Origin of the sequence: Actinomadura livida, from assembly GCF_014648675.1 — a bacterium.
Taxonomy (GTDB): domain Bacteria; phylum Actinomycetota; class Actinomycetes; order Streptosporangiales; family Streptosporangiaceae; genus Spirillospora; species Spirillospora livida.
Genome location: NZ_BMRO01000002.1, coordinates 444,186 through 470,914, shown reverse-complemented (window position 1 = coordinate 470,914; position 26,729 = coordinate 444,186). Strand labels below are relative to the sequence as shown.

At 73.9% G+C, this 26,729-nt stretch carries 26 protein-coding genes; 13 read left to right on the top strand and 13 right to left on the bottom strand.

All coding sequences use genetic code 11. The features are described from left to right. The 3 genes from IEZ03_RS05555 to IEZ03_RS05545 form a co-directional block, all read left to right on the top strand. The coding region (locus tag IEZ03_RS05555; RefSeq protein ID WP_189241156.1) for an ABC transporter substrate-binding protein at positions 1-1,265 on the top strand (1,265 nt) is incomplete at its 5' end. 20 nt (positions 1,266-1,285) lie between these two features. Next, complete coding sequence (locus IEZ03_RS05550) at positions 1,286-2,674, top strand: ABC transporter permease (protein ID WP_184884666.1); 1,389 nt, start codon at positions 1,286-1,288, stop codon at positions 2,672-2,674. Next, positions 2,671-3,648 (top strand): carbohydrate ABC transporter permease, encoded by a 978-nt coding sequence (locus IEZ03_RS05545; RefSeq protein WP_184884664.1) that lies wholly within the window; start codon positions 2,671-2,673, stop codon positions 3,646-3,648. The genes IEZ03_RS05550 and IEZ03_RS05545 overlap by 4 nt, the downstream gene beginning before the upstream one ends. Positions 3,649-3,762: 114 nt before the next feature. On the opposite strand, the gene IEZ03_RS05540 is transcribed toward IEZ03_RS05545, so the two are convergent. Then, the gene (locus tag IEZ03_RS05540) at positions 3,763-5,010 is read right to left on the bottom strand and encodes an ABC transporter ATP-binding protein (RefSeq protein ID WP_184884662.1); all 1,248 of its coding nucleotides are present in this window, start codon (positions 5,008-5,010) and stop codon (positions 3,763-3,765) included. Between the two features lie 148 nt (positions 5,011-5,158). On the opposite strand from IEZ03_RS05540, the gene IEZ03_RS05535 reads away from it, so the two are divergent. Both IEZ03_RS05535 and IEZ03_RS05530 read left to right on the top strand, forming a co-directional pair. Continuing rightward, positions 5,159-6,181 (top strand): LacI family DNA-binding transcriptional regulator, encoded by a 1,023-nt coding sequence (locus tag IEZ03_RS05535; protein ID WP_184884660.1) that lies wholly within the window; start codon positions 5,159-5,161, stop codon positions 6,179-6,181. A gap of 74 nt (positions 6,182-6,255) precedes the next feature. After that, a complete protein-coding gene (locus IEZ03_RS05530; RefSeq protein WP_132047147.1) occupies positions 6,256-6,696 on the top strand; it encodes an Lrp/AsnC family transcriptional regulator in 441 nt (146 codons plus the stop codon). A gap of 7 nt (positions 6,697-6,703) precedes the next feature. On the opposite strand, the gene IEZ03_RS05525 is transcribed toward IEZ03_RS05530, so the two are convergent. From IEZ03_RS05525 to IEZ03_RS05505, 5 genes are all read right to left on the bottom strand, one after another. Continuing rightward, positions 6,704-7,270, bottom strand: coding sequence for an FHA domain-containing protein (locus IEZ03_RS05525; protein ID WP_184884658.1), 567 nt, complete (start codon positions 7,268-7,270; stop codon positions 6,704-6,706). A gap of 154 nt (positions 7,271-7,424) precedes the next feature. Beyond that, the gene (locus IEZ03_RS05520) at positions 7,425-8,639 is read right to left on the bottom strand and encodes an acyl-CoA dehydrogenase family protein (RefSeq protein WP_184884656.1); all 1,215 of its coding nucleotides are present in this window, start codon (positions 8,637-8,639) and stop codon (positions 7,425-7,427) included. Between the two features lie 82 nt (positions 8,640-8,721). After that, on the bottom strand, positions 8,722-9,801 hold the full coding sequence (locus IEZ03_RS05515; protein WP_184884654.1) for a DUF3616 domain-containing protein: 1,080 nt from the start codon (positions 9,799-9,801) through the stop codon (positions 8,722-8,724). A 61-nt stretch (positions 9,802-9,862) separates the two neighbouring features. Further along, positions 9,863-11,047 (bottom strand): cytochrome P450, encoded by a 1,185-nt coding sequence (locus IEZ03_RS05510; protein WP_184884652.1) that lies wholly within the window; start codon positions 11,045-11,047, stop codon positions 9,863-9,865. Between the two features lie 68 nt (positions 11,048-11,115). Next, on the bottom strand, positions 11,116-12,501 hold the full coding sequence (locus tag IEZ03_RS05505; RefSeq protein ID WP_132053010.1) for a KamA family radical SAM protein: 1,386 nt from the start codon (positions 12,499-12,501) through the stop codon (positions 11,116-11,118). Between the two features lie 136 nt (positions 12,502-12,637). On the opposite strand from IEZ03_RS05505, the gene kdd reads away from it, so the two are divergent. Beyond that, complete coding sequence (kdd, locus tag IEZ03_RS05500; RefSeq protein ID WP_184884650.1) at positions 12,638-13,696, top strand: L-erythro-3,5-diaminohexanoate dehydrogenase; 1,059 nt, start codon at positions 12,638-12,640, stop codon at positions 13,694-13,696. Positions 13,697-13,752: 56 nt separating this feature from the next. Further along, the gene (locus tag IEZ03_RS05495; protein ID WP_184884648.1) at positions 13,753-15,084 is read left to right on the top strand and encodes a DUF2252 domain-containing protein; all 1,332 of its coding nucleotides are present in this window, start codon (positions 13,753-13,755) and stop codon (positions 15,082-15,084) included. Between the two features lie 40 nt (positions 15,085-15,124). Here IEZ03_RS05495 and IEZ03_RS05490 read toward each other — a convergent pair whose 3' ends face one another. The 3 genes from IEZ03_RS05490 to IEZ03_RS05480 all read right to left on the bottom strand — a co-directional run bounded on the left by IEZ03_RS05490 (position 15,125) and on the right by IEZ03_RS05480 (position 16,672). Beyond that, positions 15,125-15,292, bottom strand: coding sequence for a hypothetical protein (locus tag IEZ03_RS05490; protein WP_184884647.1), 168 nt, complete (start codon positions 15,290-15,292; stop codon positions 15,125-15,127). A 67-nt stretch (positions 15,293-15,359) separates the two neighbouring features. Further along, entirely contained in the window at positions 15,360-15,896 is a 537-nt protein-coding gene (locus tag IEZ03_RS05485; RefSeq protein WP_184884645.1) for a hypothetical protein, read from the bottom strand. A gap of 2 nt (positions 15,897-15,898) precedes the next feature. Beyond that, the gene (locus IEZ03_RS05480) at positions 15,899-16,672 is read right to left on the bottom strand and encodes a bestrophin-like domain (RefSeq protein ID WP_184884644.1); all 774 of its coding nucleotides are present in this window, start codon (positions 16,670-16,672) and stop codon (positions 15,899-15,901) included. A gap of 271 nt (positions 16,673-16,943) precedes the next feature. Here IEZ03_RS05480 and kamD point away from each other — a divergent pair, with 271 nt between their 5' ends. From kamD to kal, 3 genes are read left to right on the top strand one after another with little or no spacing between them, the layout of a single operon-like run. After that, on the top strand, positions 16,944-18,563 hold the full coding sequence (kamD, locus tag IEZ03_RS05475; RefSeq protein WP_184884643.1) for a lysine 5,6-aminomutase subunit alpha: 1,620 nt from the start codon (positions 16,944-16,946) through the stop codon (positions 18,561-18,563). Then, positions 18,560-19,420, top strand: coding sequence for a lysine 5,6-aminomutase subunit beta (gene kamE, locus IEZ03_RS05470; protein ID WP_184884642.1), 861 nt, complete (start codon positions 18,560-18,562; stop codon positions 19,418-19,420). The genes kamD and kamE overlap by 4 nt, the downstream gene beginning before the upstream one ends. Further along, positions 19,417-19,812 (top strand): 3-aminobutyryl-CoA ammonia lyase, encoded by a 396-nt coding sequence (gene kal, locus IEZ03_RS05465; protein ID WP_184884641.1) that lies wholly within the window; start codon positions 19,417-19,419, stop codon positions 19,810-19,812. Before kamE ends, kal begins: the two co-directional genes overlap by 4 nt. Here kal and IEZ03_RS05460 read toward each other — a convergent pair. Beyond that, a complete protein-coding gene (locus IEZ03_RS05460; protein WP_184884640.1) occupies positions 19,793-19,963 on the bottom strand; it encodes a hypothetical protein in 171 nt (56 codons plus the stop codon). The genes kal and IEZ03_RS05460 overlap by 20 nt on opposite strands. A 346-nt stretch (positions 19,964-20,309) precedes the next feature. On the opposite strand from IEZ03_RS05460, the gene lnt reads away from it, so the two are divergent. The 3 genes from lnt to IEZ03_RS05445 all read left to right on the top strand — a co-directional run bounded on the left by lnt (position 20,310) and on the right by IEZ03_RS05445 (position 23,438). Then, entirely contained in the window at positions 20,310-22,034 is a 1,725-nt protein-coding gene (gene lnt / locus IEZ03_RS05455; protein WP_229808035.1) for an apolipoprotein N-acyltransferase, read from the top strand. Between the two features lie 5 nt (positions 22,035-22,039). Then, a complete protein-coding gene (locus IEZ03_RS05450; RefSeq protein WP_132054802.1) occupies positions 22,040-22,786 on the top strand; it encodes a polyprenol monophosphomannose synthase in 747 nt (248 codons plus the stop codon). A 121-nt stretch (positions 22,787-22,907) separates the two neighbouring features. Next, positions 22,908-23,438, top strand: coding sequence for an FxsA family protein (locus IEZ03_RS05445; protein WP_184884638.1), 531 nt, complete (start codon positions 22,908-22,910; stop codon positions 23,436-23,438). 7 nt (positions 23,439-23,445) lie between these two features. On the opposite strand, the gene IEZ03_RS05440 is transcribed toward IEZ03_RS05445, so the two are convergent. The 3 genes from IEZ03_RS05440 to IEZ03_RS05430 are packed head-to-tail and all read right to left on the bottom strand — an operon-like array spanning position 23,446 to position 26,596. Then, positions 23,446-24,231 carry an ABC transporter permease gene (locus tag IEZ03_RS05440; protein WP_184884636.1) on the bottom strand — a complete coding sequence of 262 codons (786 nt, stop codon included), beginning with the start codon at positions 24,229-24,231 and terminating at the stop codon, positions 23,446-23,448. After that, the gene (locus IEZ03_RS05435) at positions 24,228-25,670 is read right to left on the bottom strand and encodes an ABC transporter permease subunit (RefSeq protein ID WP_184884634.1); all 1,443 of its coding nucleotides are present in this window, start codon (positions 25,668-25,670) and stop codon (positions 24,228-24,230) included. The genes IEZ03_RS05440 and IEZ03_RS05435 overlap by 4 nt, the downstream gene beginning before the upstream one ends. Further along, entirely contained in the window at positions 25,667-26,596 is a 930-nt protein-coding gene (locus IEZ03_RS05430; RefSeq protein ID WP_184884632.1) for an ABC transporter ATP-binding protein, read from the bottom strand. Before IEZ03_RS05430 ends, IEZ03_RS05435 begins: the two co-directional genes overlap by 4 nt. Positions 26,597-26,729: the final 133 nt, after the last annotated feature.

Genomic DNA, 26,729 nt, shown 5'->3' with positions numbered 1-26,729 from the left:
CCGCCGCGTGCGGCGGCGACGACGACGGCGGCGGCGACGGGTCGACGCCCGCCGGCGGCGGGGAGCTGAAGGGCACCACGATCGAGGTCGCGGCCAAGTGGACCGGCCCTGAGGAGGAGAACTTCCGCAAGGTCCTGGACGCGTTCCAGAAGAAGACCGGCGCCACCGTCAACTACGCCTCCACCGGTGAGAACACCGACGCGTTCCTCGGCCCGCGCCTCGAGGCCGGCAACCCGCCGGACGTGGCGATCCTGCCGCAGCCGGGCCTGATGAAGCAGTACGCCGAGAAGGGCTCGCTCAAGCCCCTCAGCCCGGACGTGGTGTCGGAGGTCGACAAGAACTTCTCGCCGTACTGGAAGGAGCTCGGCTCCTCCGGCGACAAGACCTACGGCGTGATGATCAAGGCCGCGTACAAGTCGATCCTGTGGTACCGCCCGCAGGCGTTCTCGGACGCGGGCGTCCAGCCCCCGACGACGTGGCAGGAGCTGGTCACCGCGGCCGGCACGCTGCAGGAGGCCGGCACCACGCCGTTCACGCTGGCCGCCGGGCCGGACGACTCCTGGACGCTGACCGACTGGTTCGAGAACGTCTACCTCTCGCAGGCCGGCCCGGAGAACTACGACAAGCTGGCCGAGCACGAGATCAAGTGGACCGACCCGACGGTCAAGAAGGCGCTGGAGACCCTCGCCGAGATCTGGGGCAAGCCCGACTTCCTCAACGGCGGCGTCGCGACCGCGACCAAGACCAAGTTCGACGAGTCGGTCACCCAGGCGTTCGGGCAGGAGAAGGCCGCCATGGTCTACGGCGGCGACTTCGCCGCCGCCAACATCGCCACCACCAACGCCAAGGTGGGCACCGACGCCAAGGTCTTCGCCTTCCCCAAGGCCGGCGACACCGCGCCCGCGATCCTCGGCGGCGACGTCGCCGTCGCGCTGAAGGACGGCGAGGGCGCCCAGGAGCTCATGAAGTTCCTCGCCTCCCCCGAGGCGGGCAAGGTCTGGGCCGGGCTCGGCGGCTACCTGACCCCGAACAAGAACGTCCCGCCGGACGCCTACGCCGACCCGGTCGCCAAGGAGCTGATCGGCCAGCTGCAGCAGGCCGGCGACGCCGCCCGCTACGACATGTCCGACCTGACGCCCGCCGCCTTCGGCGCGACGCCCGGCGACGGCATGTGGGAGGCGCTGCGCACCTTCGTGCAGAAGCCCGACGACGTGGCGGGCACCCAGAAGAAACTGGAGGCCGAGGCCGCCGAGGCGTACAAGTAGGGAACAAGTAGGGAACCTGGATGAAGGCTCCGAAAGACGGGGTGCCGCCGGCCGCCACGGCCGGCGGCGCCGCCGCCGTCGCCGACCCCGCCCCCGACCCGCCCCGCAAGCGCCGGTCGCGCGAGCGGCTGACCCCGCCCTCGTGGCTGGCCCTGCTGTTCCTGCTGCCGGCGCTGGCGCTGCTCGGGTTCCTCGTGGTGTACCCGATCGTCTATTCGGTGATCCGCAGCCTCTTCGACGCCACCGGCGACGCGTTCGCCGGCGTGGACAACTACACCGGTGTCTTCCAGGGGCGCGAGAACCTCATCGCGGTGCGCAACACGGCCATCTGGGTCGTGGTGGCCCCGAGCTTGGTCACCATCGTCGGCCTGTTCTTCGCCGTCCTCACCGAGCGGATCCGGTGGGCGACGGCGTTCAAGCTCGTGGTGTTCATGCCGATGGCGATCTCGTTCCTGGCGTCCGGCGTGATCTTCCGGCTGGTGTACCAGCAGGACCCCGACAAGGGCGTGGCGAACGCGGCGATGGTCGCGATCCACGACACGTTCGCGCAGGACACCGGCTACCCGGGCGCCGGCCCCCGCGGCGGCGGCGACCAGCCGCTGCGCGAGGACGCCGGCGGCGTGGCCACGACCGGCACCCACTCGGCCGGGCAGAGCGTGCTCATGCCGCTGGTGAAGGTCAAGCCGGAGTACGTGCCGGACGGCGCCGAGCCGGCCGCGCAGCCGCCGCCCGCACAGGCGGGGCAGGTCACCGGGACGGTCTGGTTCGACTTCACCCGGGGCGGCGGCGGTGAGCCGAACGTCCCCAACGCCGGCGAGACCGGGCTGCCCGGCGTCAAGGTCGAGGCGGTGCGCGGCGGCGAGGTCGTCGCGACCGCCACCACGAACGCCGACGGCACGTTCACGATGGCGGACGTGCCCGACGGGGCGTACACGATCCGGCTGCCCGCCGACAACTTCACCGCCCCCTACCGGGGCGCGGAGTGGCTCGGCAGCACGCTCATCACCCCCGCGATCATCGGGTCGTACCTGTGGGTGTGGTCCGGCTTCGCGATGGTCCTGATCGCCGCCGGGCTCGCCGCGATCCCCCGCGACGCCCTCGAGGCGGCGCGCGTGGACGGGGCCACCGAGTGGCAGGTGTTCCGGCGGGTGACGATCCCGCTGCTCGCACCGGTCCTCATGGTGGTGGCGGTCACCCTCACCATCAACGTGCTGAAGGTGTTCGACCTGGTGTACATCATCGGCGGCGGCGATCCGAACGCCAGCGTGCTCGCGCTGGAGATGTGGACCGAGGCGTTCGGCGGCGGGAACGACCAGGGGGCCGGCAGCGCGATCGCCGTGCTGCTGTTCGTGCTCGTCGCGCCCGCCATGCTGTTCAACATCCGGCGAATCCGGCAGGAGCGCACATGAGCACCGGGGAGAAGGCCGCCAAGAACCCGGACCGGCCGGACGGCCCGGCCGGCGGGACGGCGGCGGGCGGGGCCGCGGCGGGCGGGAACGGCGCGGCCGGGTCGCCGCGCCGCGGCGTGGCAGCCCGCGTCGTCGGCAGGATCGGCGGCGGTGCCGCCCAGTCCGTGCTGGTCCTGATCGCGCTGTTCTGGCTGGTACCGACGTTCGGGCTGCTGGTGGCGTCGCTGCGCTCCAACGAGGACAACGCGGCCAGCGGCTGGTGGAACGTGTTCACCGAGCCGACGCAGCTGACGCTGGAGTCCTACTCCGCGCTGCTCGACAAGCCCGACTTCGTCGACTCGTTCTGGAACACCGTGCTGATCACGGTCCCGGCGACGCTGCTGGTCGTCGCGATCGCCTCGCTGGCCGCCTACGCGTTCGCCTGGATGGAGTTCCCCGGCCGGGACTGGCTGTTCCTGCTGGTGGTGGCGCTGCTGGTGGTGCCGGTCCAGGTCGCGCTGATCCCGGTCGCCAAGCTGTACGGCAACATCCAGTTCGGCGGCTGGCAGATGTTCGGGTCCGTCACCGGCGTGGTGCTGTTCCACGTCGCGTTCGGGCTGCCGTTCGCGATCTTCCTGCTGCGCAACTTCTTCGCGGCGATCCCCCGGGACCTGCTGGAGGCCGCGCGGATGGACGGCGGCTCGGAGTGGACGATCTTCCGGCGGGTGATCTTCCCGCTGGGCGGCCCGGCGATCGCCTCGCTCGGCATCTTCCAGTTCCTGTGGGTGTGGAACGACCTGCTGGTCGCGCTGGTGTTCGCCGACACCGAGGCGCAGCCGATGACCAAGTGGCTGCAGTCGCAGATGCGGCAGTTCACCGGCAACATCGACATCCTCGCGCCCGGCGCGTTCCTGTCGCTGATCGTCCCGCTGGCGGTGTTCTTCGCCTTCCAGCGGTACTTCGTGCAGGGCGTCCTCGCGGGATCGGTGAAGTGACCGCACCGGTGAAGTGACCGCACCGGTGAAGTGACCGCGGGTCCGGTGACGTGAGCGCGGCGGAGCCCCGCGGCCCGGGAAGGGCCGCGGGGCTCCGCCGTCCGCCGGGCCGGGTCAGGAGGTCTTGTCCAGGGACGCCGCGGCGGCGTGCTGCCGTGCGCCGGGGTGCCCGATGGCGAGGCCGCTGGTCGGGTCGAAGAAGTGCAGCCGCCGGGTGTCGACGGCGAGGTCCACGTGCTGGTTCGGGCGCACGTGCGAGCGGGAGTTGACCCGGGCCGTCCACAGCGCCTTGTTGTCGACCAGGGGGATCGCCATGTCCTCCTCGCCCTCGGTGGCGTCGGAGGCCAGGTCGGCGGTGTCCTTGTGCTCGACCGGCGGGGCGTCGATGGTGAAGATGACGTTGATCTCGCTGCCGAGCTCCTCGGTGACGCTGCTGCGCACCGACATCGGCGCCCATTCGGGCTTGGCGTGCGCGGCGTCCTCGAAGTCCGACGGGCGGATGCCGAGGACGACGGTCCCGCCGAGGTAGTCCCGCAGGCCCGGGCGGTCGTCGATGGCCGCGGCGGGGACCGGCAGCGTGTACCCGGCGAAGGAGACCTGGGCGCCGCCGTCGCCGGCGCTGAGCTGGGCGGAGACGAAGTTCATCGCGGGGGACCCGATGAACCCGGCCACGAAGAGGTTGACCGGGTTGTCGAACAGCCGCTGCGGGGTGTCGACCTGCTGCAGCTGGCCGTCGCGCAGCACGCAGACGCGCGAGCCGAGCGTCATGGCCTCCACCTGGTCGTGGGTGACGTACACGGTGGTGACGCCGAGGCGCTCGTGCAGCTGGCTGAGGGAGGCGCGCATGGACACGCGGAGCTTGGCGTCCAGGTTGGACAGCGGCTCGTCCATGAGGAAGGCCTGCGGCTGGCGGACGATCGCGCGGCCCATCGCGACCCGCTGCCGCTGGCCGCCCGACAGCGCGGCCGGCTTGCGGGAGAGGTACTGCTCCAGCCCCAGCATCTTGGCGGCCTCGCGGACCTTCTGCTTGATCTCCGCCTTCGGCGTGCCGCGCAGCTTGAGGCCGAACGCCAGGTTCTGCTCGACGGTCATGTGCGGGTAGAGCGCGTAGTTCTGGAAGACCATCGCGATGTCGCGGTCCTTGGGCGCGAGGTCGTTGACGATCCGGTCGCCGATCGAGATCTTCCCGCCGGTGATCTCCTCCAGGCCCGCGATCATCCGCAGCGCGGTCGACTTGCCGCAGCCGGACGGGCCGACCAGGACCATGAACTCGCCGTCGCGGATCTCCAGGTCGAGGCCGTCCACGGCCTTGACGCCGCCGGAGTAGACCTTGTCGACCCGGTCCAGCACGATCTTCGCCATCCGAACCCCTTCATGGAAACGTTTCCAATTGACCCTGCCGAGCAGGGCGTTCATTGCACTTTTTGGAGTAAACCTCATGGAAACGTTTCCAAGGGAGGGAGTGTCATGAGAAGGTGATCGAAAACGGGCGGAGGGGGGCGGTCGGTCCATGGCACCGCGCAGGCCGGCGACGATCAAAGACGTGGCGGCGGCGGCGGGCGTCGGCATCGCCACGGTGTCGCGGGTGTTCTCCGGCACCGGCTCGGTCGGCGCCGCCACCCGCGAGCGGGTCCTGGCCGCGGCCCGCGAGCTGGACTACCGGCCGAGCGCCCTCGGCCGCGGCCTCAAGCTGCGGCGCAGCGGCGGCATCGGCCTGGTCGTCCCCGACGTGACCGACCCGTTCTGCGCCGAGCTCGTCGCGGGCGTCCTCGCGTGCGCCCGCACGCTCGGCGAGCACGTCATCGTGGACGCCGCGCACGGCGACCCGTCCCGCGAGGCCGAGATCGTCGAACGGCTCGTCGAGCAGCGCGTCGACGGCGTCATCGCCCAGCCCGCCGGCACCGAGGCCGACTGGCGCGGCGCCGCCCGGGTGTGCTCCAGCGTCGTCTTCGCCGGCCGCGCGCTGCCCGGCCTGCCGGAGATCCCGGCCGTGCTGGCCGACGACGCCGGCGGCGTGCGGTCCCTCACCGAGTACCTCGCCGGGCTCGGGCACCGCCGCATCGGGTTCCTCGGCGAGGCGCCGCGCAGCCCGTCGCGCGTGCGGGAGGGCGCGTTCCGCGACACCCTCGCCCAGCTCGGCGTGCCGGTCGAGGAGGACCTGGTCGTCGGGGCCCGCCCGGCCGGCGACGCCGCCTACGCGGCCGCCGCCGGGCTGCTGCAGCGCCGCGACGACGTCACCGCCGTCCTCGCCGCCGGGCACCGGCTCGGCGAGGCCGCGGTGCTGGTGGCCCGCGAGCTGGACCTGCGGGTCCCCGCGGACGTGTCGATCGCGATGATCGACGACGTCGCGTGGGCGGAGCTGTGCGACCCGCCGCTCACCGCCGTCGCGCGCCCCGGCCGCGACATCGGCTACCGCGCGTGCGAGATGCTGCTGCGCGAGCCCGCCCGCCGGGGCCGGGGCGGGCCCGTGCTGCTGCCCACCGAGCTGGTCGTGCGCGGCAGCTGCGGTCCGCTGCGCCCGGCCCGCCGCTGAGCGCACCGGCCGCGGGCGGCGGATGCCGGGCGAATCGGGCCCGTGCACGGGTCCGGGCACGCTAGATTTCCCGCGTGGAGGACATCGATCGTCAGATCATGGCGCTGCTGGCCGACGACGGGCGGATGAGTTTCACCGACCTCGCCAAGGAGACCGGCCTCTCGGTGTCGGCGGTGCACCAGCGCGTCCGGCGGCTGCAGAAGCGCGGCGTCATCCTGGGGTTCGCGGCCCAGCTGGACAGCCGGCAGATCGGGCTGCCGCTGACCGCGTTCGTGTCGATCAAGCCGATCGACCCGGCCGCGCCCGACGACGCGCCCGAGCGGCTCGCGCACCTCCAGGCGATCGAGGCGTGCCATTCGGTGGCGGGGGAGGAGAGCTACATCCTCAAGGTCCGCGTCGGGTCGCCGAACGAGCTGGAGGAACTGCTGCAGAGCATCCGCGCCGCGGCGAACGTCGCGACGCGGACGACGGTCGTGCTCAGCACGCCGTGGGAGGCGCGCCGCCCGCCCCTGTGAGGGGCCCTCAGGCCCCCGGGGGGCCGCCCGGGGACGTGGGCGCGGTGACGATGAAGCTGGAGTTGCCGAAGCCGACCTCGTCGCCGGGGCGGACGCGGGCGGGGCCGGTGAGCCGCCAGCCGTTGACGCGGGTGCCGTTCATCGAGCCGAGGTCGGAGATCATCCAGCCCTCGTCGGCGCGGTAGATCTCGGCGTGGAACCGCGAGACGGTCAGGTCCGGGAGGATGAACTGGCAGCCGGGCGCGCGGCCCACGACGATGCGGCCGAGGTCGCCGGGCGGGAGCATGAACCGCGGCAGCCGCGGCGCCCGCCAGGCCGCCTCGACCCGCGCGGTCACCTGCGACACCGAGGAGATGATGCCGGTCAGCCGGCGCACGACGCGGCCGGCGGGCGGCAGGTCGTGCACGATGTCGGCCAGCTCGGCCCGGCTGCGGGCCTGCAGCACCTGGTCGACGCGCCGTTCGAAGGTCTCGTTCGACATCCGGCCCTCGGCCACGCGGTCGCTGAGGACGCGCAGGACCCGGTCCCGTTCCACGTCGGACGCTCTCACCGGGAATGAGGGCTGACCGTCCATAGCTGTGAGTATCCAGTCCCCATCGTCGGCTTGTCCAGAAAGGACTTCGGGCGGGGGACGGGTGATCGCCCTCACCCGCCCCCCACCTGTTCGACGGCGGGCCGCCCGCGAAAGTTCGCGGCGGAGCACGCCCCGCGCGCACCCCGCGGGGCGGTCAGGACGACAGCAGGTCGCGGGCGATGTGGGTGATCTGGATCTCGTCGGTCCCGGCGTAGATCTGGAACGACTTGGCGTCGCGGGCGAGCTGCTCGACGCGGTACTCGCTCATGTAGCCGTTGCCGCCGAACAGCTGCACGGCCTCCTGCGCGACCTCGCTGGCGGCCTGGGCGGAGTACAGCTTCATCGCCGACGCCTCGGCGAGGGTCGGGGTGCGGCCCGCGCGCTGCATCTCGATGTGCCGGAACACCAGGTTCTGGACGTTGAGCCGCGCGACCTCCATCTTGGCCAGCTTCAGCTGGATGAGCTGGAAGTCGCCGATCCGCTGCCCCCACAGCTCGCGGGTCTTGGCGTACTCGACCGACAGCTTCAGGCACTCCTCGATGACCCCGAGGGCCATGGCGGTGACGCCGGCGCGCTCGGTGACGAAGTTCTGCCGGGCGGAGTCCTTGCCGCTGCCGGACCCGGAGACGAGCAGCCGGTCGGTGCCGGCGCGGACGTCGCTGAGGAACAGCTCGCCGGTGGGGGAGGAGTGCAGGCCCATCTTGCGCAGCGGTTTGCTCTGCTCCAGCCCCTCCATGCCGCGGTCGAGGACGAACGTGAGGATCTCGCGGTCGCGCGGGTCCCGCCCGTCGTCGAGCTTGCAGTAGAAGACGATCGTGTCGGCATAGGGGCCGTTGGTGATGAACGTCTTGCTGCCGTTCAGGACGTACTCGTCGCCGGCCTTCCTGGCCGTGGCCTGCATGCCGCCGAACGCGTCGGAGCCGGAGCCGGGCTCGGTGATGGCCCACGCGCCGACCTTGTCGAGGGTGAGCAGGTCGAGGGCCCAGCGCTCGCGCTGCTCGGGCGTGCCGCGCTTCATGATCGTCCCGGCGGCGAGGCCGAGGCCGACGCCCATCGCCGAGACCAGGCCCGGCGCGACCTTGCACAGCTCGATGATCGGCAGCATCGACATCGCCGCGTTGCCGCCGCCGCTCCGCTCCCCTTCGCCGTCACTGCCGCCGTCGCCGCCGGACTCGCCGCGCTCCTGCCGGGCGCGGAAGGACGCGCGGGCCATCTCGTCCATGCCGAACGTCTTGAACAGGTTGCGGAGCAGGTCGTACGGCGGCAGGTCGCCCGACTCCAGCGCGTCCAGATTCGGCCGGACCTCCGCGTCGATCCAGCCGCGCACCGCGTCCCGGATCATCAGGTCTTCGTCGGACCACTCGATCATGCTCGTTCTGCCTTCCTGGGGGTGTCCGTCCCCATCCAAGCAGACCGGCGCAAGCGAGCGCTTATTCGGGTGGGACCGCGGTTCAGCCGCCGATCCGCACCACGTCGGCGATGACGCCGCCGTCCTCGGTCAGCCGTCCGGGGGCCGGGCTGTCGTACACGACGAGCAGCCGGAGCCCGGAGCCGTCCGACTCCTCCAGGACGGCGATCCCCTCGGCGTGGTCGTCCCCGTCGCCGTAGGGGAGGTCGCCCAATACCTCCAGGTCGTCGGAGGTCACGATCTCCGGAGCGTCGGCGGTGACCGCGCCGCGCCAGCGCACGACGCGCACCGGCCCGTCGAGGTCCATGCTGGGCCCGGTGAGGACGAGCAGGTCGTCGCCGTGGGGGCACAGGTCCCGGATGCCGAGGCCGCCCAGGTCCATGAAGTGCGTGTGGTAGAGGGCGCCGTCGTCGGAGAGCGGCAGCAGCCGCAGCCGGCTCGGGTCCCCGGGGTCGGTGTCGGGGCGGATCTCGATGAGGACGGCCCAGCCCCGCAGCACCGGCCCGCGCAGGCCGACGTAGAGGCGGTCGCCGTGGGCGGCGACGCCCTCGATGTCGATGCCGTTGTCCTTGCTCGGGATCGCCAGGAACGGCGCCAGGTGCGGGTCGTCCCCCAGCAGGTCGGTGATGGAGTCCTTGTTCAGCCCGAGCACGGCCGCCGTGCGGTCCCCGTCCTCGCGGACGGGCTCGGGCAGCCCGTCGTCGCCGGTGACCAGGGGGAGCCGCGCCAGGATGAAGCGGTTGTCCTCGCGCACGACCTTGGCGAGCCGCCGGCGGGACTTGGCGCCGCTGTGCTCCGGCTTGATCCGCTTGCGCTTGAGGCTGTGCGAGCCGATCGCCCAGAGCCAGCCGTTGCCGCGCGCCAGCCCCTCGATGTCGGCCTCCTCGTCGGGGCCCGCGGGCAGCGGGACGAGGTCGGCGAGCGCCACGGTCCGCTGGCCGGCGTAGCCGGTGACGCGCCCGTCCGCGTCGTGGACGGCGGTCAGCCGCTCGACGGTGGCCGTCTCGTCGCCCGCGACCCACAGGCAGCGGCCGTCCTGGCGCACGGCGGACAGGTTGGTGTGCGTCTCGGCTTCCCGGCTCTCCTCGGCGAAGCGGAGTACGACTCGGCGTTCGGCGTCCATTGAGGGATGCTCCCATAAAGGCGAGGTCAGCGGCATATTTTGCGCAGACCGGAACCGGCCGTCAGGTCTCCCAGCAGACGTCCAGCCGCGGCGGCCTGCGGAACACCAGCCCCCGCGGGCGCGCCGGGCGGGACGGGTCGAGCCGCAGCCCGGGAAGCCGGTCCAGCAGCGCGGTGAGCGCCGCCCGGGCCTCCAGCCGGGCCAGGTGGGACCCGAAGCAGAAGTGCGGGCCGTGCGCGAACGCCAGGTGCTCGGCGGCGTTCTCCCGCCGCACGTCGTAGCGGTCCGGGTCGGGGAACACGGCCGGGTCGCGGTTGGCGGCGGCGATCGACACGCGGACCAGGTCGCCCGCGCGCACCGGCGCCCGGCCGAGGCCGGTGTCGCGGGTGGCGTACCGGTCCACGACCGACGCGGACGGCTCCAGCCGCAGCGACTCCTCGATCGCGGCGGGCAGCAGGTCCCGGTCGGCCAGGACGAGCCGCAGCTGGTCCGGGTGGCCGACCAGGTGCAGCACGGCGTTGGCGATCATGCCCTCGGTGGTGTCGATGCCGCCGAACATCAGGACCGCCGCGTTGGCGACGACCTCGTCGGTGGTCAGGCCGGTCTCGTCGCGCGCGGCGTCGGCGAGCAGCGACCCCGGGCGGGAGGCGGCGACGGCGTCCGCGACGGCGGAGCCGAGCAGCCGGTACGCCTCGGCGGCGCCGGCGGGCGCGGCGCCGCCCGCGGTGATGGCGGAGACGGCCTCCACGAACGCCCCGTACCAGGACCGGACGGTGGCCGCGTCGACCCCGGCCAGGCCGAGCGCCTCGGTGACGACGGCGACGGCCAGCGGCCCGGCCAGCTCGCCGCGCAGCTCGGCCCGCCCCGCGGGCGCCAGGCCGCCGACGAGCCGGGCGGCCTCGGCCTCGGTGAACGCGGTGAACCGCTCGCGGGTCGCGGCCGGCCGGAAGGGGCGCGCGAACGGGTCGCGGTGCCGGGTGTGGGCCGGGCCGTCCAGCGACAGCATGCTCGGGCCGACGACCTGCGCGGTGGAGAAGCGCGGGTCGTCCACCGTGAAGGCGTCCGCGTCGCGCATCACCCGCAGCGCCGGCTCCCGGGAGGTGACCAGCCAGCCGCCCAGCGCGGGGAGCCAGGACACCGGCTCGCGCGCCCGCAGCCGCGCCAGGTGCGGGTGCGGGTCGTCCTCCAGCGCGGCCGCCGTGACGGCGGCGCCGGCCGGGAACCGGGAGGTCGGGGCTGAGGTCACGTGCCCGAGGATAGTCCGCCGGTTATTGATCTACAATGTAAAGGCGCCGGGCCGGACGCCCGCCCGGGTCAGGCGGCCTCCAGCTGCTCCCGCCACCACTCGCGGCCCCGCTCCGGCAGGGTGTAGATCGGGTCGTGGTACTCGTACCGCCTGTCCAGCGCGTCGGGGTCGGACATCTCCAGCGCGGTGCGGTAGTTCTTCGTCCAGTAGGAGATCCCGCGCTCGCGGTCGTAGCCGGCGAGCTGGTGCACCCAGCGCTTGCCGACGTACGGGACGTCGCACACGATCCGCGGCGTGGCGAAGCCGGGGAGGTAGCCCATGATGGCGTGCTGCAGCTCCTGCGCCTCCCAGACCGCGAGCCGCCAGTGCTCGCTGTAGGGGATCATGTCGCACATGTACAGGTAGTACGGCACGATCTCGGCCTCGTCGAGGAGCGCGAACGACAGGTCGAGGAGCGCCTCGGGGGTGTCGTTGACGCCGCGCAGCAGCACGCCCTGGTTGCGGACGTCGCGGATGCCGGTGTCGAGCATGGCGCGCGCGGCCCGGGCCACCAGCGGCGTCACCGACTGGGCGGCGTTGACGTGGGTGTGGATCGCGATCTGGACGCCGCGCTCGCGGGCCTTGGCGGCCAGGCGCTCCATGCCGGCGCGGACGTCGTCCTGCAGCCAGTGCTGGGGCAGGCCCATGAGGGCCTTGCTGGCCAGCCGGATGTCGCGGATGTTGTCGATGTCCAGCAGGGAGCCGACGAACGACTCCAGCCGCGCCCACGGCATGTTGGCGACGTCGCCGCCGGAGACGACCACGTCGCGGACGCCGGGCGTGCGGCGCAGGTAGTCGAGCATGGCGCCGAGCCGGTCCGGCGGCTTGATCGTGAACTTGTGCTTGTCGACGCTCGGGGTGGAGTTGCCGACCAGGTCCATGCGGGTGCAGTGCCCGCAGTACTGCGGGCAGGTCGGCAGGATCTCGGCGAGGACCTTGGTGGGGTAGCGGTGGGTGAGGCCCTCGACCGCCCACATCTCGGCCTCGTGCAGCGAGTCGCGGCTGGCGTGGGGGTGGGACGGCCAGTCGGTGCGCCGGTCGCTGAACACCGGGAGCATGTAGCGCCGCACCGGATCGGCGTGGAAGGCGCCGGTGGACGAGCAGTCCATCGTGTTGAGCATCTGCGGCGGCAGCAGCATCGACATCGTCGCGCGCTCTGCCTGGTCCCGCTCCAGGTCGGCGTAGAAGGACTCGTCCAGCAGATCGCCCATGACCCGGCGGAGCTGCCGCAGGTTCTTCACGCAGTTGGCGCGCTGCCACTGCGCCGACTCCCACTCCTCCCGCGTGACGTCACGCCAGCCGGGGAAGCGGCGCCAGTCCGGCTCCTCCAGGGGCCGGCGCCGGTAGGCGTACGGCTGGCGCGCGGTCTCCGCGGACCGGGCGGTGTCCCGGTCCGGATGCAGGGCAGTGGTCATCGTTGACCGCCTCCTCGCCTCGTGATCGCATAAAACTCTTGTAGGTCGCCGACGTTACGGGAAGACTTTCGATGAAACCAGTTGTACCCGATACATCTTGTACAAAATCGGGTGGTGTCAGGGAGGCGGGACGGCGATGAGCGACGGCGGAACGGGCACGGCGGTGGGGCTGCACCGGGTGCTGGAGCCCGCGGGCGTGCTGCCGCAGGCGGCGGACCGGCTGGACCCGGACCCGCGGATCCGGGACGACGAGGTCCGCATCGGCGTTGAGCGCCTCAACCTGGACGCCGCGTCCTACCGGCAGCTGCACACCGCCCACGGCGGCGACCCCGGCGCGATCAGGGCCGAGGTGCTGCGGATCGTCGCCGAGCGCGGCAAGATGCACAACCCGGTCACCGGGTCGGGCGGCATGCTCGTCGGCGTCGTCGAGGAGGCGGGCCCGGAGTCGCCGCTGGGGCTGCGGCCGGGCGACCGCGTCGCCACCCTCGTCTCGCTGACCCTCACGCCGCTGGCCATCACCGACGGGCTGGCCCGCTGGGACGGGCTTTCCGAGCAGGTGCCCGCCCAGGGGCACGCGATCCTGTTCGCCCGGTCCATCGCCGCCGTGCTGCCCGGTGACCTCCCGGTCCCGCTGGCCCTCGCCGTCATGGACGTGTGCGGCGCCCCCGCCCTCACCCACCGCGTCGTCGCGTCGCAGGAGGGCGCACCGGTGGTGGCGGTGCTCGGCGCGGCGGGCAAGAGCGGCTCGCTGTCGCTGGCCGCCGCGCGGCGCGCGGGAGCGTCCCGGGTGATCGGGCTGGTGCCGACCGCCGAGGAGGAGAAGCGGCTGGCCGCCGCGGGCCTCGCCGACGCCGTCGTGCGGGCTGACGCCCGCGACCCGGTCGCCGTCGCCGCGGCGATCCAGCGTGCGAACGGCGGACCCGCCGACGTCACCGTCGTCTGCGTGGACGTGCCGGGCTGCGAGCACGGCGCGATCCTGGCGACCGCGCCCGGCGGCACCGTCGTGTTCTTCTCGATGGCGACGTCGTTCCCGGCCGCCGCGCTCGGCGCGGAGGGCCTCGCCGCCGACGTCACGATGCTCATCGGCAACGGCTACGTTCCCGGGCACGCCGAGACCGCGCTGGACCTGGTGCGCTCCGAGCCGGCCGTTCGCGCGCTGTTCACCGCCCGGACCGCGGGCGATTCGGCACAATGATCCGGGAAAGCCCCGGCAGCGGCGGGGGAGCACCCGACCATCGAGGAGAGTCGAGCATGGCGAGCATCACCGAGGAACTGCGCGGGCGGGACCCCAAGGAGCGTCAGGCGCAGATCGTCGACGTCCTCGTCGACGCGTTCTCGGATCTGATGGAGCGCAGCCCGGCCGAGTTCCGCCGCCGCTTCCGCAAGATGGCCTCCGACCCGTTCGCGTTCTACCGCGGCAGCGCCTGCCTGTTCTACGCCGACATCGTCCACGACGACGACCCGTGGGCCGACGAGCGCACGTCCCGCGTGTGGATCCAGGGCGACCTGCACGCGCAGAACTTCGGCACCTACATGAACGACGACGGCGTGTTCGTCTTCGACGTCAACGACTACGACGAGGCGTACGTCGGGCACTTCAGCTGGGACGTCAAGCGCTTCGTGGCGAGCCTGGCGCTGCTGGCGTGGCAGAAGGCGATCTCCGACGACGACATCCGCCGGCTGATCGAGACCTACGTGCGCGCCTACGTCGACCAGGTCCGCCGGTTCGCCGCCCACGACGGCGACGAGAAGTTCGCGCTGACCCTCGACACCACCGACGGGTACGTGCGGGACGTGCTGGTCGCCGCGATGGGCGGCACCCGCATCGGGCTGCTGGAGGGCATGACCGAGGTGGCGGGGGCCGAGCGCCGGTTCCGCGACCGCCCCGGCGTGCGCCGCCTCGACGAGGCCGAGCGCGCCGAGGTCGAGGCCGCCTACGCCGAGTACCTGACGACGATCCCGGACGACAAGCGCTTCGGCAGCCTCACCTACCAAATCAAGGACATCGTCGGCGCGTCCGGCTTCGGCATCGGGTCCGCGGGGCTGTCGGCCTACAACATCCTGGTGGAGGGCAACACCCAGGCGCTGGAGAACGACGTCGTCCTGTCGATGAAGCAGGGCAACGTCGCCGCCCCGAGCCGCGTCGTCGACGACGCGCGCATCCGCGAGTACTTCCAGCACCACGGGCACCGCACGGCGGTGTCCCGCCGCGCGCTGCAGGCCAACGCCGACCCGTGGCTCGGCCACACCCGGATCGGCGGCGTCGGCTACGTCGTCCAGGAGCTGTCGCCCTACGAGGAGGACCTGGACTGGGGCGGCCTCACCGAGCCGGAGGACATGCTGTCGGTCCTGGACGACCTCGGCCGCGCCACCGCCAAGGTGCACTGCGTCTCCGACAGCGACTCCGACCACACGCTCGTCGGCTTCCAGGTCGAGGACGCCATCAACGCGGTGATCGGCGACGACGAGTCGGCGTTCGTCGAGGCGATGGTCGCGTTCGGCACCCGGTACGCCGAGATCGTCCGCGACGACCACACCTACTTCGTGGACGCCTTCCGCAACCACCAGATCCCCGGCCTGTAGGGCCCGGCACAGGTGCTCCGCCGGCCGTGGCCGGTGCCCGTCAGCGGCGGGACAGGACGCGGGCCACGCCGCCGAGCAGCAGCGCGGCGATCACCTCGGCGCGGACCACGCGGTCGTCGTCCCAGTGCCCGGCGGCGGCGACGTCGTCCTGCTCGGGGTCGCCGGTGCGCAGGTCGACCCATTCGCCTCGCGGGAAGGCCGTCCACATCCGTTCTTCGGCCTCGGTGAGCCGCGGCAGCGTCCTGCCCCGATTCTGGGGGCATGCGGGGCGGTCGTCAGCGGGCGAAGGCGATGGCGGTGCCCGCGCTGATGACGACCGCGACGACGACCAGCACCAGCGTGGTGCCGAGCGGGTTGCGGCGCTCCGGCGGTTCCTTCGCCGTGCGGACGACCGAGCGGGCCCCGGTCGGTTCCGGTTCCGGCGCGGGCTCCGGCGGGGGCGGCTGCTGCCGCGTCCTGGGCGGGGGCGGGGGAGCGGGCGGCGCGCTCGCGGGCGGCGCCGGGGCCGGCCTGGCGGCCGGTGGCTCGGCCGGGGGCGCGGCCTGCGGCGGCGGCGGGTCGGCGAGCGGCGGCGGTGACGGCTCCGGGGGATCCGGCGGCTCGGGTTCCGGCTCGGGTTCCGGCTCGGGCTCGGGCGGGGGAGGCGGCGGCGGGTCCGGCGGGGCGCAGCCGGTGACCGATCCCGGGTCCACGCCGATGCCGATCTCGATGCACAGGCTGATCTGGGGGCCGGGGGGCGGGTCGGCGAGCGCGCCGGGCGGGAACGCGAGCGCGCCGGCGAGCGCGGCGGGCAGGACGGCGAGGCGGCGCACGCTCAGCCACCTCCCGCGATGCGCCGCAGCTCGCCGTCCACGGCGGTGAACGCCTCGGGGCCGACGGCCAGGGCGCCGCTGAACACGTGCGAGATGTCGATGGTCAGGTACGCCCCGGCGGCCAGGAGCCCGGCCATGAGCGCCAGCGGCACCAGCGTCATGCCGCGGGGGCGGGCGCCCGCCATGAACGGCAGCAGCACGACCGCGGTGCCGGTCACGACGGTGACGGCGAGCAGCCCGGCGGGCGGCGTCGTCCGGGCGTCATTGGCGCGCTGGCGGCGGGCGGAGGAGATCTCGCCGAGGTGGGCGAGCAGGGTGCCGCGCGCCTCCTTGAGCTCGTCGTCGTCGCCGGTGTCGAGGGCGGTGACGTGGCGGCGCAGGTCGTCCAGCTGCCGCCAGCCGCGCGGGCTGAGCCGCCGCCCGTCCCGCATGAGCCGCCATTCGGGGCCGCGGACCTGCTCGACGTACTCGCGCAGCCCGTCCTGGACGTACCCGGCGTCGGACGCGGGCAGCCGCCCGGCCGTCCAGTACGCCTCGGTGATCGCCTGGGTCTCGGCATAGGCATTGGCCCGGGCGGCGTCCGCGGTCGTCCACGGCACGACGATGGCGATGGCGAACGCCAGCAGGAACAGCGCCGACAGCATCGCCCCGCTGTGCGAGGCGGTGGGGCCGTCGGGGTCGGGATCGTCGATGGTGCCGCGGACGCGCCGGACCAGCCGGCTCGCGACGATCACGACGGCGACCGCGCACGCGGCGGCGGCACAGTAAACGATCATGTCCCTCCCGGGGAACGACGTGGCATCACCGTGGGTGATTGTAGATTTACCTACGGTGGCTACCGGCGGGTTTCGCTTGGTTGTCACGTGGAGGTGAGGTGACCGCCCGGCCAGGGAAGGTGAACATGTGCGCGGTGGAGAGTCCGCGGTGATTGCTACCAGTTCTTGTGAAATATGGTGTCCATGCCGGAAGATCTCTCGTAGAGAACCCGGTACGAAGGACGATTGATGTAACCGGCCTGAGTGGGCGGCCGCGTGAGGGGAGACGGCAATGGCGCCGCAGGGAAAGCTGGACCTCGATCCCGAGGTGGTGCGCACCGCCCGGCGGCTGGCCGCCCGGGCCGCCGAGCCCATCATCGAGATGGCGCGCTCCCACACCACCGTGTCGGTCGAGCGCGCCCTGCTGCGGCTGGCCGGGCTCACCGGCGCCGACGACGGGGGGCGCCCCTGGGCCAACCACCTCGCCGACGCCGTCCGCGACCAGGTCGGCCTGGAGCACGGCGTGGCCCTGCCCGTCTGGGACGCCCTGCTCAACGGCCCGCACGGCTCCCTCGGCGACCTCGCCCGGGCCGCCGCGGCGGGCCGGGCGGCGTTCCGGCTCCCGTCCGGCACCGACGCCGCGCTCGCCCGCAAGGCCGCGGGGGAGGCCGCCCGCGGCGGGATCTCCCGCATCGACCGCCGCCGCGCCGAACGCGACGCGCTGCTGCGCGAGCTGCCGCCGCCGGACGCGGCGGACCCGCCCAAGCCGCTGGTCTACCTGATCGTGGCGACCGGCGACATCTACGAGGACGTCCCGCAGGCGCAGGCCGCCGCGCGCGAGGGCGCCGACGTCGTCGCGGTGATCCGCTCCACCGGCCAGTCGCTGCTGGACTTCGTCCCCGAGGGCGCCACCCGCGAGGGCTACGCCGGCACGTACGCGACGCGGGAGAACTTCCGGCTGATGCGGTCCGCGCTGGACGAGGTGTCCCGCGAGCTGGGCCGCTACGTCCGGCTGACGAACTACGCCTCCGGGCTGTGCATGCCGGAGATCGCGACGCTCGCCGGGCTGGAGCGCCTGGACATGATGCTGAACGACTGCATGTACGGCATCATCTTCCGCGACATCAACCCCCGCCGCACGTTCATCGACCAGCGCTTCTCCCGGCAGATCCACGCCCGCGCCGGCATCGTCATCAACACCGGCGAGGACAACTACCTCACCACCGCCGACGCGGTCGGCGCCGCGCACACCGTCACCGTCAGCCAGCTGCTGAACGAGCGGTTCGGGCACGAGGCGGGCCTCGCCGACCACCAGCTCGGCCTCGGCCACGCCTTCGAGATCGACCCGGCCGTGCCCGGGTCGTTCCGGCTGGAGCTCGCGCACGCCCAGCTCGCCCGGGAGCTGTTCCCCGACGCGCCGCTGAAGTACATGCCGCCCACCAAGCACATGACCGGCAACATCTTCGCCGGCTACCTGCTGGACGCCTTCTTCAACCTCGCGGGCGTCATGACGGGCCAGTCGATCATCCTGATCGGGATGATGACCGAGGGCATCCACACGCCCTGGCTGTCGGACCGCGACCTGGCGCTGGAGAACGTCCGCTACGTCCGCGACGCGTGCGGCGACCTCGCCGAGGACTTCATGCCCCGTCCCGACGGAATGCTGGTCCAGCGCGCCAAGCGGGTGCTGTCGGAGTCGGTGGAGCTGCTGGAGCGGGTCAGCGACGACGGCCTGCTCACCGCCATCGCCGAGGGCACCTTCGGCGTCACCCGACGCCCGCCCGACGGCGGCAAGGGCCTGGACGGCGTCGTCCCCCGCGCGCCCGGATACTGCAACCCCGCGATCGAGATCCTCGACACCGAGGACCCGCACGCCGCCGCCGGCGCGGCCGAGCAGGAGGTGCCCGCATGACGGTCGAGAGCCCCGGAACCCAGGCCCCGGCCGGAACCCCGGCCGAGCCCGCCGACACCCGGCAGGTGATCCGCCCCTACGGCGACACCACCGGCGACGGCATGGTGCAGATGTCGTTCACCCTGCCCGTCCCGGCCGGGAAGCGCGCCGAGGCCGCCGCGCTGCAGCTCGCCGGGAAGATGGGCCTGGACCCCGCCAGCGTCGTGCACGCCAAGCCGATGGGCCCCGACTTCACCTTCTTCATCGTCTACGGGAAGGTCCGGCACCTCGTCGACTACGCCTCCATCCCCGTCCCCGAGGAGCGCGCGTACCCGCTGCTGACCTCCCAGGAGGTGAACCTGGCGATCCGCCGCGCGCTGAACCGGCGGCTGGTGGTCGTCGGCGCCTGCATCGGCACCGACGCCCACACCGTCGGCATCGACGCGATCCTCAACGTCAAGGGGTTCGCCGGGGAGAAGGGCCTGGAGTACTACCGCGAGATCCAGGTGGTGAACATGGGCGCCCAGGTCACCGTGCCCGAGCTGGTCGAGCGCGCCAAGGCCGAGAACGCCGACGCCGTCCTGGTGTCCCAGGTCGTCACCCAGCGCAACGCGCACCTGCACAACACCAAGCAGATGGCCGCCGCGTTCCACGCCGAGTACCCCACCGCCGTCGCCGGCGGCATGGGGCGGCCGCTGCTGGTCGTCGGCGGCCCCCGGTTCGACACCGTCGCCGAGGCCGACCTCGGCGTCGACCGCATCTTCGGCAAGGGCACCACCCCGGCCGAGGTCGCCAGCTACCTCGTGCACGCCCTGCTCCCCGCCGACTCCGGCTCCGGAGACCCCGCCGACCCCGCCGACCAGGAGGACGAATCATGAGCGACCCGCGCGAGGGGCTGACCGTCACGCACCGCCGCTACATCCCCTACTCCCACGCCCACTACGCGGGCGACCTGGTCGACGGCGCCTACGTGCTCGGGCTGTTCGGGGACGCCGCCACGGAGCTGTGCATCCGCTCCGACGGCGACGAGGGGCTGTTCGCGTCCTACTCCGACGTGCAGTTCCGCGCCCCCGTCCGGGCCGGGGACGTCCTGGAGACCACCGCCGTCCTCACCCGCGCCGGGACCCGCAGCCGGGTCATGGACTTCGAGGCCCGCGTGGTGTGCCGGGGCCGCCCGGACAAGGGCGGGTCCGCCGCCGAGGTGCTGCCCGACCCGGTCGTCGCGGTCACCGCGACCGGGACCGTCGTCGTCACCGCGCCCGGGTCCTGAGGCCGCCCGCCGCGCGGTGATCGCCGATCTTGCGCGGGGAAAACGCCGGGCCGGTGATCATGGCGCTGACCTGCGGCGACATGGTGTCATCGCAGAACATGCCGTGGTTGACAAGGTGGCTGAAGCCGGTAGTTTTGCTGCAGTCCAGCACGGGACTCACCGATCGGCCGCCCGAGGCGCCGCCGGGCACCGCGCCGCGACGGGGACCGGGGTCACGCGAGTGACCGCCGCCGTGCCCGCCCGAACCAGCGTGGTGGACCGGAGCCGTGCCCGGACGGAGCCGCCCGATCGGGCGGGGGGTTGGACCCGGGAAGGGCCCCGGCATCCAGTAGAAAACGGAGCCTCGTTCTCACCGCCTGTGGGACGTCTCCGGCCCGACGGGTGTCGCGGGCCCTCTTCCGCGTGCCCGCCCTCCCTCCCCGCACCGGCCGTGGTCGCCGCGGTGCCCGCGGCCCGGTAGCGTTCCCCGCAGGGAACGAAGGGGAACGAGGTGGGACGTGGCCCAGGAGACCCTCCCGGAACGGTCGCCGGCCGAAGGCGCCGGGGCCCGCACGGGCGCGGGCGGCGACACGGCGCCGGAACGGCCGGGCCGCGCGGCGCGTCTCGGCGCCCGGCTGCGCCGCGGCGGCCGCGCCGGATGGGCCCGCACGCTGCTGGTCGTCGCCGCCGGGCTGGCCATGTGGCTCGCGTTCCCGCCCTTCGACCTGACGCCCCTCGCCCCGGCCGGCGTCGCGCTGCTCACCCTCGCGCTGCGCGGCCTCACCGCCCGCACCGGCGCCTGGCTCGGATTCGTCTGCGGCGCCGCGTTCTTCATCCCCGTCCTGGAGGGCATCGGCAACATCGGCCCGGACGCGTGGATCGGGCTCGCCCTGGTCCAGGCCCTGTACTTCCTGCCCCTCGGGGCCGGGATCGCGCTGGTCACCCGGCTGCCCGGCTGGCCGGTGTGGACGGCCGCGCTGTGGATCGCCGAGGAGCTGATCCGCGGCCGGGTCCCGTTCGGCGGGTTCCCGTGGGCGCGGCTCGCCTTCAGCCAGACCGCCACACCGCTCACCCCCTACGCCTCCTGGGGCGGCGCGCCGCTGGTCACCTTCCTGACCGCCCTGGTGGGCGGGCTGCTCGCCTACGGCGCCGTCGCCGCCCACCGCGCCTACCGCGCGCACCGGGCCCGCACCGGCGATGACGGCCCGTCCCCGGGCCCCCGGCGGACGCTGCTGCCCGCCGCCGCGGCCCTCGCCGGCATCGCCGCCGTCGTCGGCGGCGGGGCGCTGATCCCCACCCCCGTGTCGGGACGGCCCGTCACGGTCGCCGTGATCCAGGGCGACGTGCCCCGCATCGGCCTGGACTGGCAGGGGCAGCGCAAGGCCGTCCTGAACAACCACGTCCGGGTCACCCGCGAGCTGGCCGCGCGGGTCCGCGCGGGGGAGGTCGCCCGGCCCGAGCTGGTGGTGTGGCCGGAGAACGCCAGCGACCTGGACCCCTACAGCGACCCCGAGGCGTACAACGCCATCGACGCCGCGGTGAAGGACGTCGGCGTCCCCGTCCTCGTCGGCGCCCTCACCGACACCCCCGACGGCGAGCAGGTGGAGAACCGCGGCATCGTCTGGGACCCGCGGAGCGGGCCCGGCGACTACTACGTCAAGCGGCACCCCGTCCCGTTCGGGGAGTACCTGCCGTTCCGCGACGTGCTCACCAGGCTGATCACGCGGTTCGAGCGGATCCCGCGCGACTTCGCCAAGGGCACCCGCTCGGGCGTCATGCGGCTCGGGCCGGTCACGGTCGGCGACGTCATCTGCTTCGAGGTGGCCTACGACAAGGAGGTCCGGGACGTGTCGGCCGGGAACCTGCTGGTCGTGCAGACCAACAACGCCACCTACGGCCGCACGAGCCTGCCGCCGCAGCAGATCGCGATGTCCCGGCTGCGCGCGGTGGAACATGGCCGTACGATCTTGGTTGCCGCGACCAGCGGGATCAGCGCGATCGTCGCCCCGGACGGACGGGTGGTCGACCGGTCCCGCGAGTTCGTCCCCGACATCCAGGTGGCGACCGTACCGGCGCGCACGTCCACGACGCCGGCGGACCGGCTGGGCGCCGCGCCCGAGTGGGTGCTCGCCGCACTCGCGCTCGGTGCGCTCTGCGCGGCGGCATGGGCGCCGGCGAGGAGGACCTCCACCGGCGGGAACCGCGCCGGCGGGGGCACCGCCGGCTCGAACGAGGGGAACTGACACCGATGGACATCCCAGCCGACCTCGGCCGGGTGCTCGTGATCATCCCGACGTACAACGAGCGGGAGAACATCGAGGACATCGCCGGGCGGGTCCGCGAGGCCGTCCCGTCGGTGGACGTCCTCGTCGTGGACGACGCCAGCCCGGACGGCACCGGCGAGGTCGCCGACGCCATGGCGGCGCGGGACGAGCAGATCAGGGTCCTGCACCGCGCGGGCAAGGACGGGCTGGGGCCCGCCTACATCGCCGGGTTCCGGTGGGCCGCCGAGCACGGCTACGACGTCATGGTCGAGATGGACGCCGACGGCTCCCACCAGCCCGAGGAGCTGCCTCGGCTGCTGTCGGCCCTGGAGGACGCCGACCTGGTCATCGGGGCCCGCTGGGTACCGGGCGGCAAGGTGCGCAACTGGCCCAAGCGGCGCGAGGCCCTGTCGCGGGGCGCCAACACCTACGCGCGGCTGATGCTCGGCATCCCGCTCCACGACGCCACCGGCGGCTACCGCGCCTTCCGCGCCGCGACCCTGGAGAAGATCGGGCTGGCGGAGGTCGACTCGCGCGGCTACTGCTTCCAGATCGACCTGGCGCTGCGGGCGCTGCGGCAGGGGCTGCGGGTCGTGGAGGTGCCGATCACCTTCGTCGAACGCGTCCACGGCACCAGCAAGATGAACCGGGACGTCATGGCCGAGGCGGCGCTGCGCATCACCCAGTGGGGCGTCGCCGACCGCGCCGCGAAGCTCCGCCCGCCCCGCTGACCGCCGCCGCCCCGCGGAAGACGGCGCCCGCCGGGGGAAACGAACGGCGCCGCCGTCGCGTTGTACAGGGTGATGCCCCGACGTATCGTGCGGGGCTTCGACCGACCCCGAAAAGGGAGCCATGCTGCCGCTGCTGTTCCTCCTGGCGTTCGTGCTGGTGCCGGTCCTGGAGATCTACCTGCTGATCCAGGTCGGCCAGCTGATCGGGTTCTGGCCGACGGCGGGGCTGCTCGCCGCCCAGGCGGTGCTCGGCGCGTGGATCATCCGGCGGGAGGGCAGGCGCGCCTGGGGCGCGCTGTACGAGACCGTCCGCACCGGCGTCCTGCGGGAGCGGGAACTCGGCGACGCGGTGCTGGTCATGGGCGGCGGTGTGCTGATCCTGCTGCCCGGGTTCGGCACGGACGTGCTCGGCGCCGCGCTGGTCCTGCCGTTCACCCGGCCGCTGCTGCGGCGGGCGCTGTCGGCGTTCGCCGAGCGCCGGATGCGCGCCGCCGAGGTCCGCGCCGCCACGATCATCCCGCCGCCCGGCTTCGGCGGCGCCGGCTACGACCCCTTCGGCCGCCGGCCCGGCCCCGAGCCGGTGGAGACGCCGCCCGGCCCGGTCGTCCGCGGCGAGGTCGTCGAGGACGACGACCCCAAGCCCCGCGCCTGACCGCGCCTCACGCGTCCCGCGCCGCGAGCAGGATCCAGCCCGCGGCCAGCGCCGCCGCCGCGTAGCCCGCGAGGACGCCCATCCCGGCCCACGGCCCGATCGGCAGCCGGTCCAGGTCCCGGGTCGCCTGCACGGCCAGCCCCGCCGTCATCGGCGCGAGCCGCTCCAGCCGCTCCTGCCACCGCGGGTCGCCGGCGAGCCGGGTGAGGACCGGGACGATCCACAGCAGCGCCAGCACGGCCGTGATCGCCGCCGCGGGCTCCCGCACGGCCGTGCCCGCCCCGAGGGACAGCAGCGCCACCAGGACCAGGTAGAGGACGGTCCCGGCGGCGGCCCGCGCCGTGGCGCCGTCCAGCAGCGACAGCGGCGGATGGCCGTTGGCGGCCGTGAACCCGTTGCCGGGCAGGATGCCGCGCCCCGCAGCCAGCGACGCCAGCACCCCCGCCGACCCCGCGGCCGCGACCGCGGCCGCGACCACGGCGGCCTTGGCCGCCAGGACCGCCCCGCGGCGCGGGACCGCCGCCAGCGTCGCCGCGATCGTCCCGGTGGCGTACTCGCCGCCCACCGCCAGCACGCCCAGCACGACCGCGGCGACCTGCCCGATCTGCACGCCCGACAGGGCGAGCTTGGCGGTGTCCTCCCGGCACGCGGCGGGGTCCGGGCAGGCCGAGGTGTCGACCGCCCCGGTCACCGCCGCGCCGGCGGCCGCGGTGATCCCCGCCAGGGCCGCCAGCAGCCACCACGTGCTCGGCAGCGTGCGCAGCTTCGTCCACTCCGCGTGCAGCGCGCTCATGCGTCGCGCCGCCTGAGCAGGAACGCCGCCGCGGCGAGCGCCAGGGCCGTGTAGGCGCACAGCACCCCGAAGCCGGCCCACGGGCCGATCGCCCGGTCGAACCGCGCGACCGTCTGCTGGATCGCGAAGCCCGCCGCCGGGGTCAGGCGTTCCAGCCACCGCGCCGCCGACAGCGGCAGTCCCGTCGCCACGATCTGCGGGACGAGCAGCAGCAGCAGGACGATCGTGATCGCCGGGGCGCTGCGGCGCACGATGACCGCGACCGCGACGGCGAACACCGCGATCACCCCGAGCAGCGCCGCCGTGCCGAGGACCGCCCGCAGGACGGCCGCGTCCCACAGCGGCGGAGGCGCCACCCCGTTGGAGCGCAGCATCGGCCGCGCCAGCAGCATCGCGCCGCACGAGGCGGCCAGTCCCGCGGCGAGGGACACCAGCCCCGCCACGAGGGCCTTGGCGGCCAGCACCCGGCCGCGGCGCGGGCTCGCGGCGAACGTGGTGCGCAGCGTCCGGCGCCGGTACTCGGACGTGACGAACAGGACCGCCGCCGCGACGATCGCGGTCTGCCCGATGAGGACGCCGGTGAGGATCGTCTTGGTGAGGTCGTCGGCGAACGCGTTGGGCCCGATGTCGCCGTACCCGGACAGGGTGAAGGTCCCCCCGGACAGGGTGCTGCCTCCCGCGCCGGGCTCCGCGGGCCCGCCCGGCCCGCCCGGCGTGCCCCGGTCCTGCCACGCCGCACCCGGCCGCGCCGGGACCATCGACACCCGGTCGAACGCCGCGGTGGCGGCGGCGGGCTCCCCGGAGATGCTCTCGCTGCCGAACCGGCGCTCGACCACGACGTCGTCCGGGGCGGCGACGAACATGCCCGCGAGCGCGGACCGCGGCAGCCCCTCCAGCCGCACCGACCCGACCCGGCTCCAGGCGCGCCCGTCCGGCGACTCGTACCCCGTCACCGTCGTGCCCGAGCGGGTCAGCCGGAGCCAGCGCGGCAGGGCGCCCGGCCCGCCTCCGGCGCCGCCGTCCCGGTAGCCGGTCTGCAGCCGGACGCCGTCCCCGGGCGTCACCGCCAGCGCCGCGTACGGGGTGCCGCGCTCGGCGCTGCCGCGGATCATCAGCCCGGCCTTCGCCCGGGCGCCGCCCTCCTGGGCGGTGACGCGGGCGGTGACGGTGCCGTCCCCCTCCAGCGGCTGGTACGTGAAGTGCCCCATGTCGAAGATTCCGGACCGGGCGGGGTCCGCCGTGCCCTCCCCGGTGCCGGACGACGCGCTGCCCGCGGCCGTCAGCAGCGCGACCAGCACCGTCAGCGCCACCGACGCCCCGACCGCCAGCACCCACCGGGGGACGGTGCGGAACTTGGTCCACTCGGCCAGCAGGAGCCGCCCGAACCCGTCGCGGGCCTCGGCCTGGACGGTGCTGCGGTACGACGTCGCGGCGGTCACGGCGCCTCCCGCCCGGCCACGGCCCGGAACTCGACCGCGTCCCTGGTCAGCTCCATGTAGGCCTCCTCCAGCGACGCCCGGTGCTCGGAGACGCCGCTGAACGCGACGCCCTCCCCGGTGAGCAGCGCGATGATCCTCTCCGCGGGCAGGCCCGCGACCGTGACGGCGCCGGGACCCGCCGCGGTCACGGTGGCGCCCGCCCGCGCCAGGACGGTCATCGCCTCCTGCCGCTCGGCGGTGCGCAGCTCGACCCGCCCGCCGGACGCGGCCTCCAGCAGGTCGGCGACGCTGGTGTCGGCGATCAGCCGGCCCCGCCCGATCACCACCAGGCGGTCGGCGCCGCCCTCCAGCTCGCTCATCAGGTGGCTGGACACCAGCACGGCCCGGCCCTCGGCGGCCAGCGACCGCAGCAGCCCCCGGATCCAGGTGATGCCCTCGGGGTCCAGCCCGTTGACCGGCTCGTCGAACATCAGCGCCGGCGGGTCGCCGAGCAGCGCCGCCGCGATCCCGAGCCGCTGGCGCATGCCGAGCGAGAACCCGCCCGCCCGCCGTCCCGCCGCGCTCGCCAGCCCGGTCAGCTCGATGACCTCCTCGACCCGGCGGCGCGGCAGGCCGCCGGCGTGGGCCAGCCACCGCAGGTGGTCGCGGGCGCGCCGCGCCGGATGCACCGCCGAGGCGTCCAGCATCGCCCCGAGCCGGCACAGCGGCGTCCGCAGCGACCGGTACGGTCTCCCGCCGACCAGCGCCGATCCGGCGTCGGGCCGGTCCAGCCCCATGATCATCCGCAGCGTGGTGGACTTGCCGGCGCCGTTCGGGCCGACGAACCCGGTGACCTGCCCCGGGCGGGCCGTGAACGACAGGGCGTCCACGGCGAGCGTCGGCCCGTACCGCTTGCGCAGGCCCCGCACTTCGATTGTCGCGTCCATGGTCCGGGAGGCTAGGGTCCGGCGCGGCCCGCGGTCGTCCCACCGCGGAGCGCTCTCCGGCGGGGCCGCCGGGGGACGCGGCGTCCCCCTGGGGAGGGACGCGCCGCGCCGCCGTTCACGCCACAATGGCGCC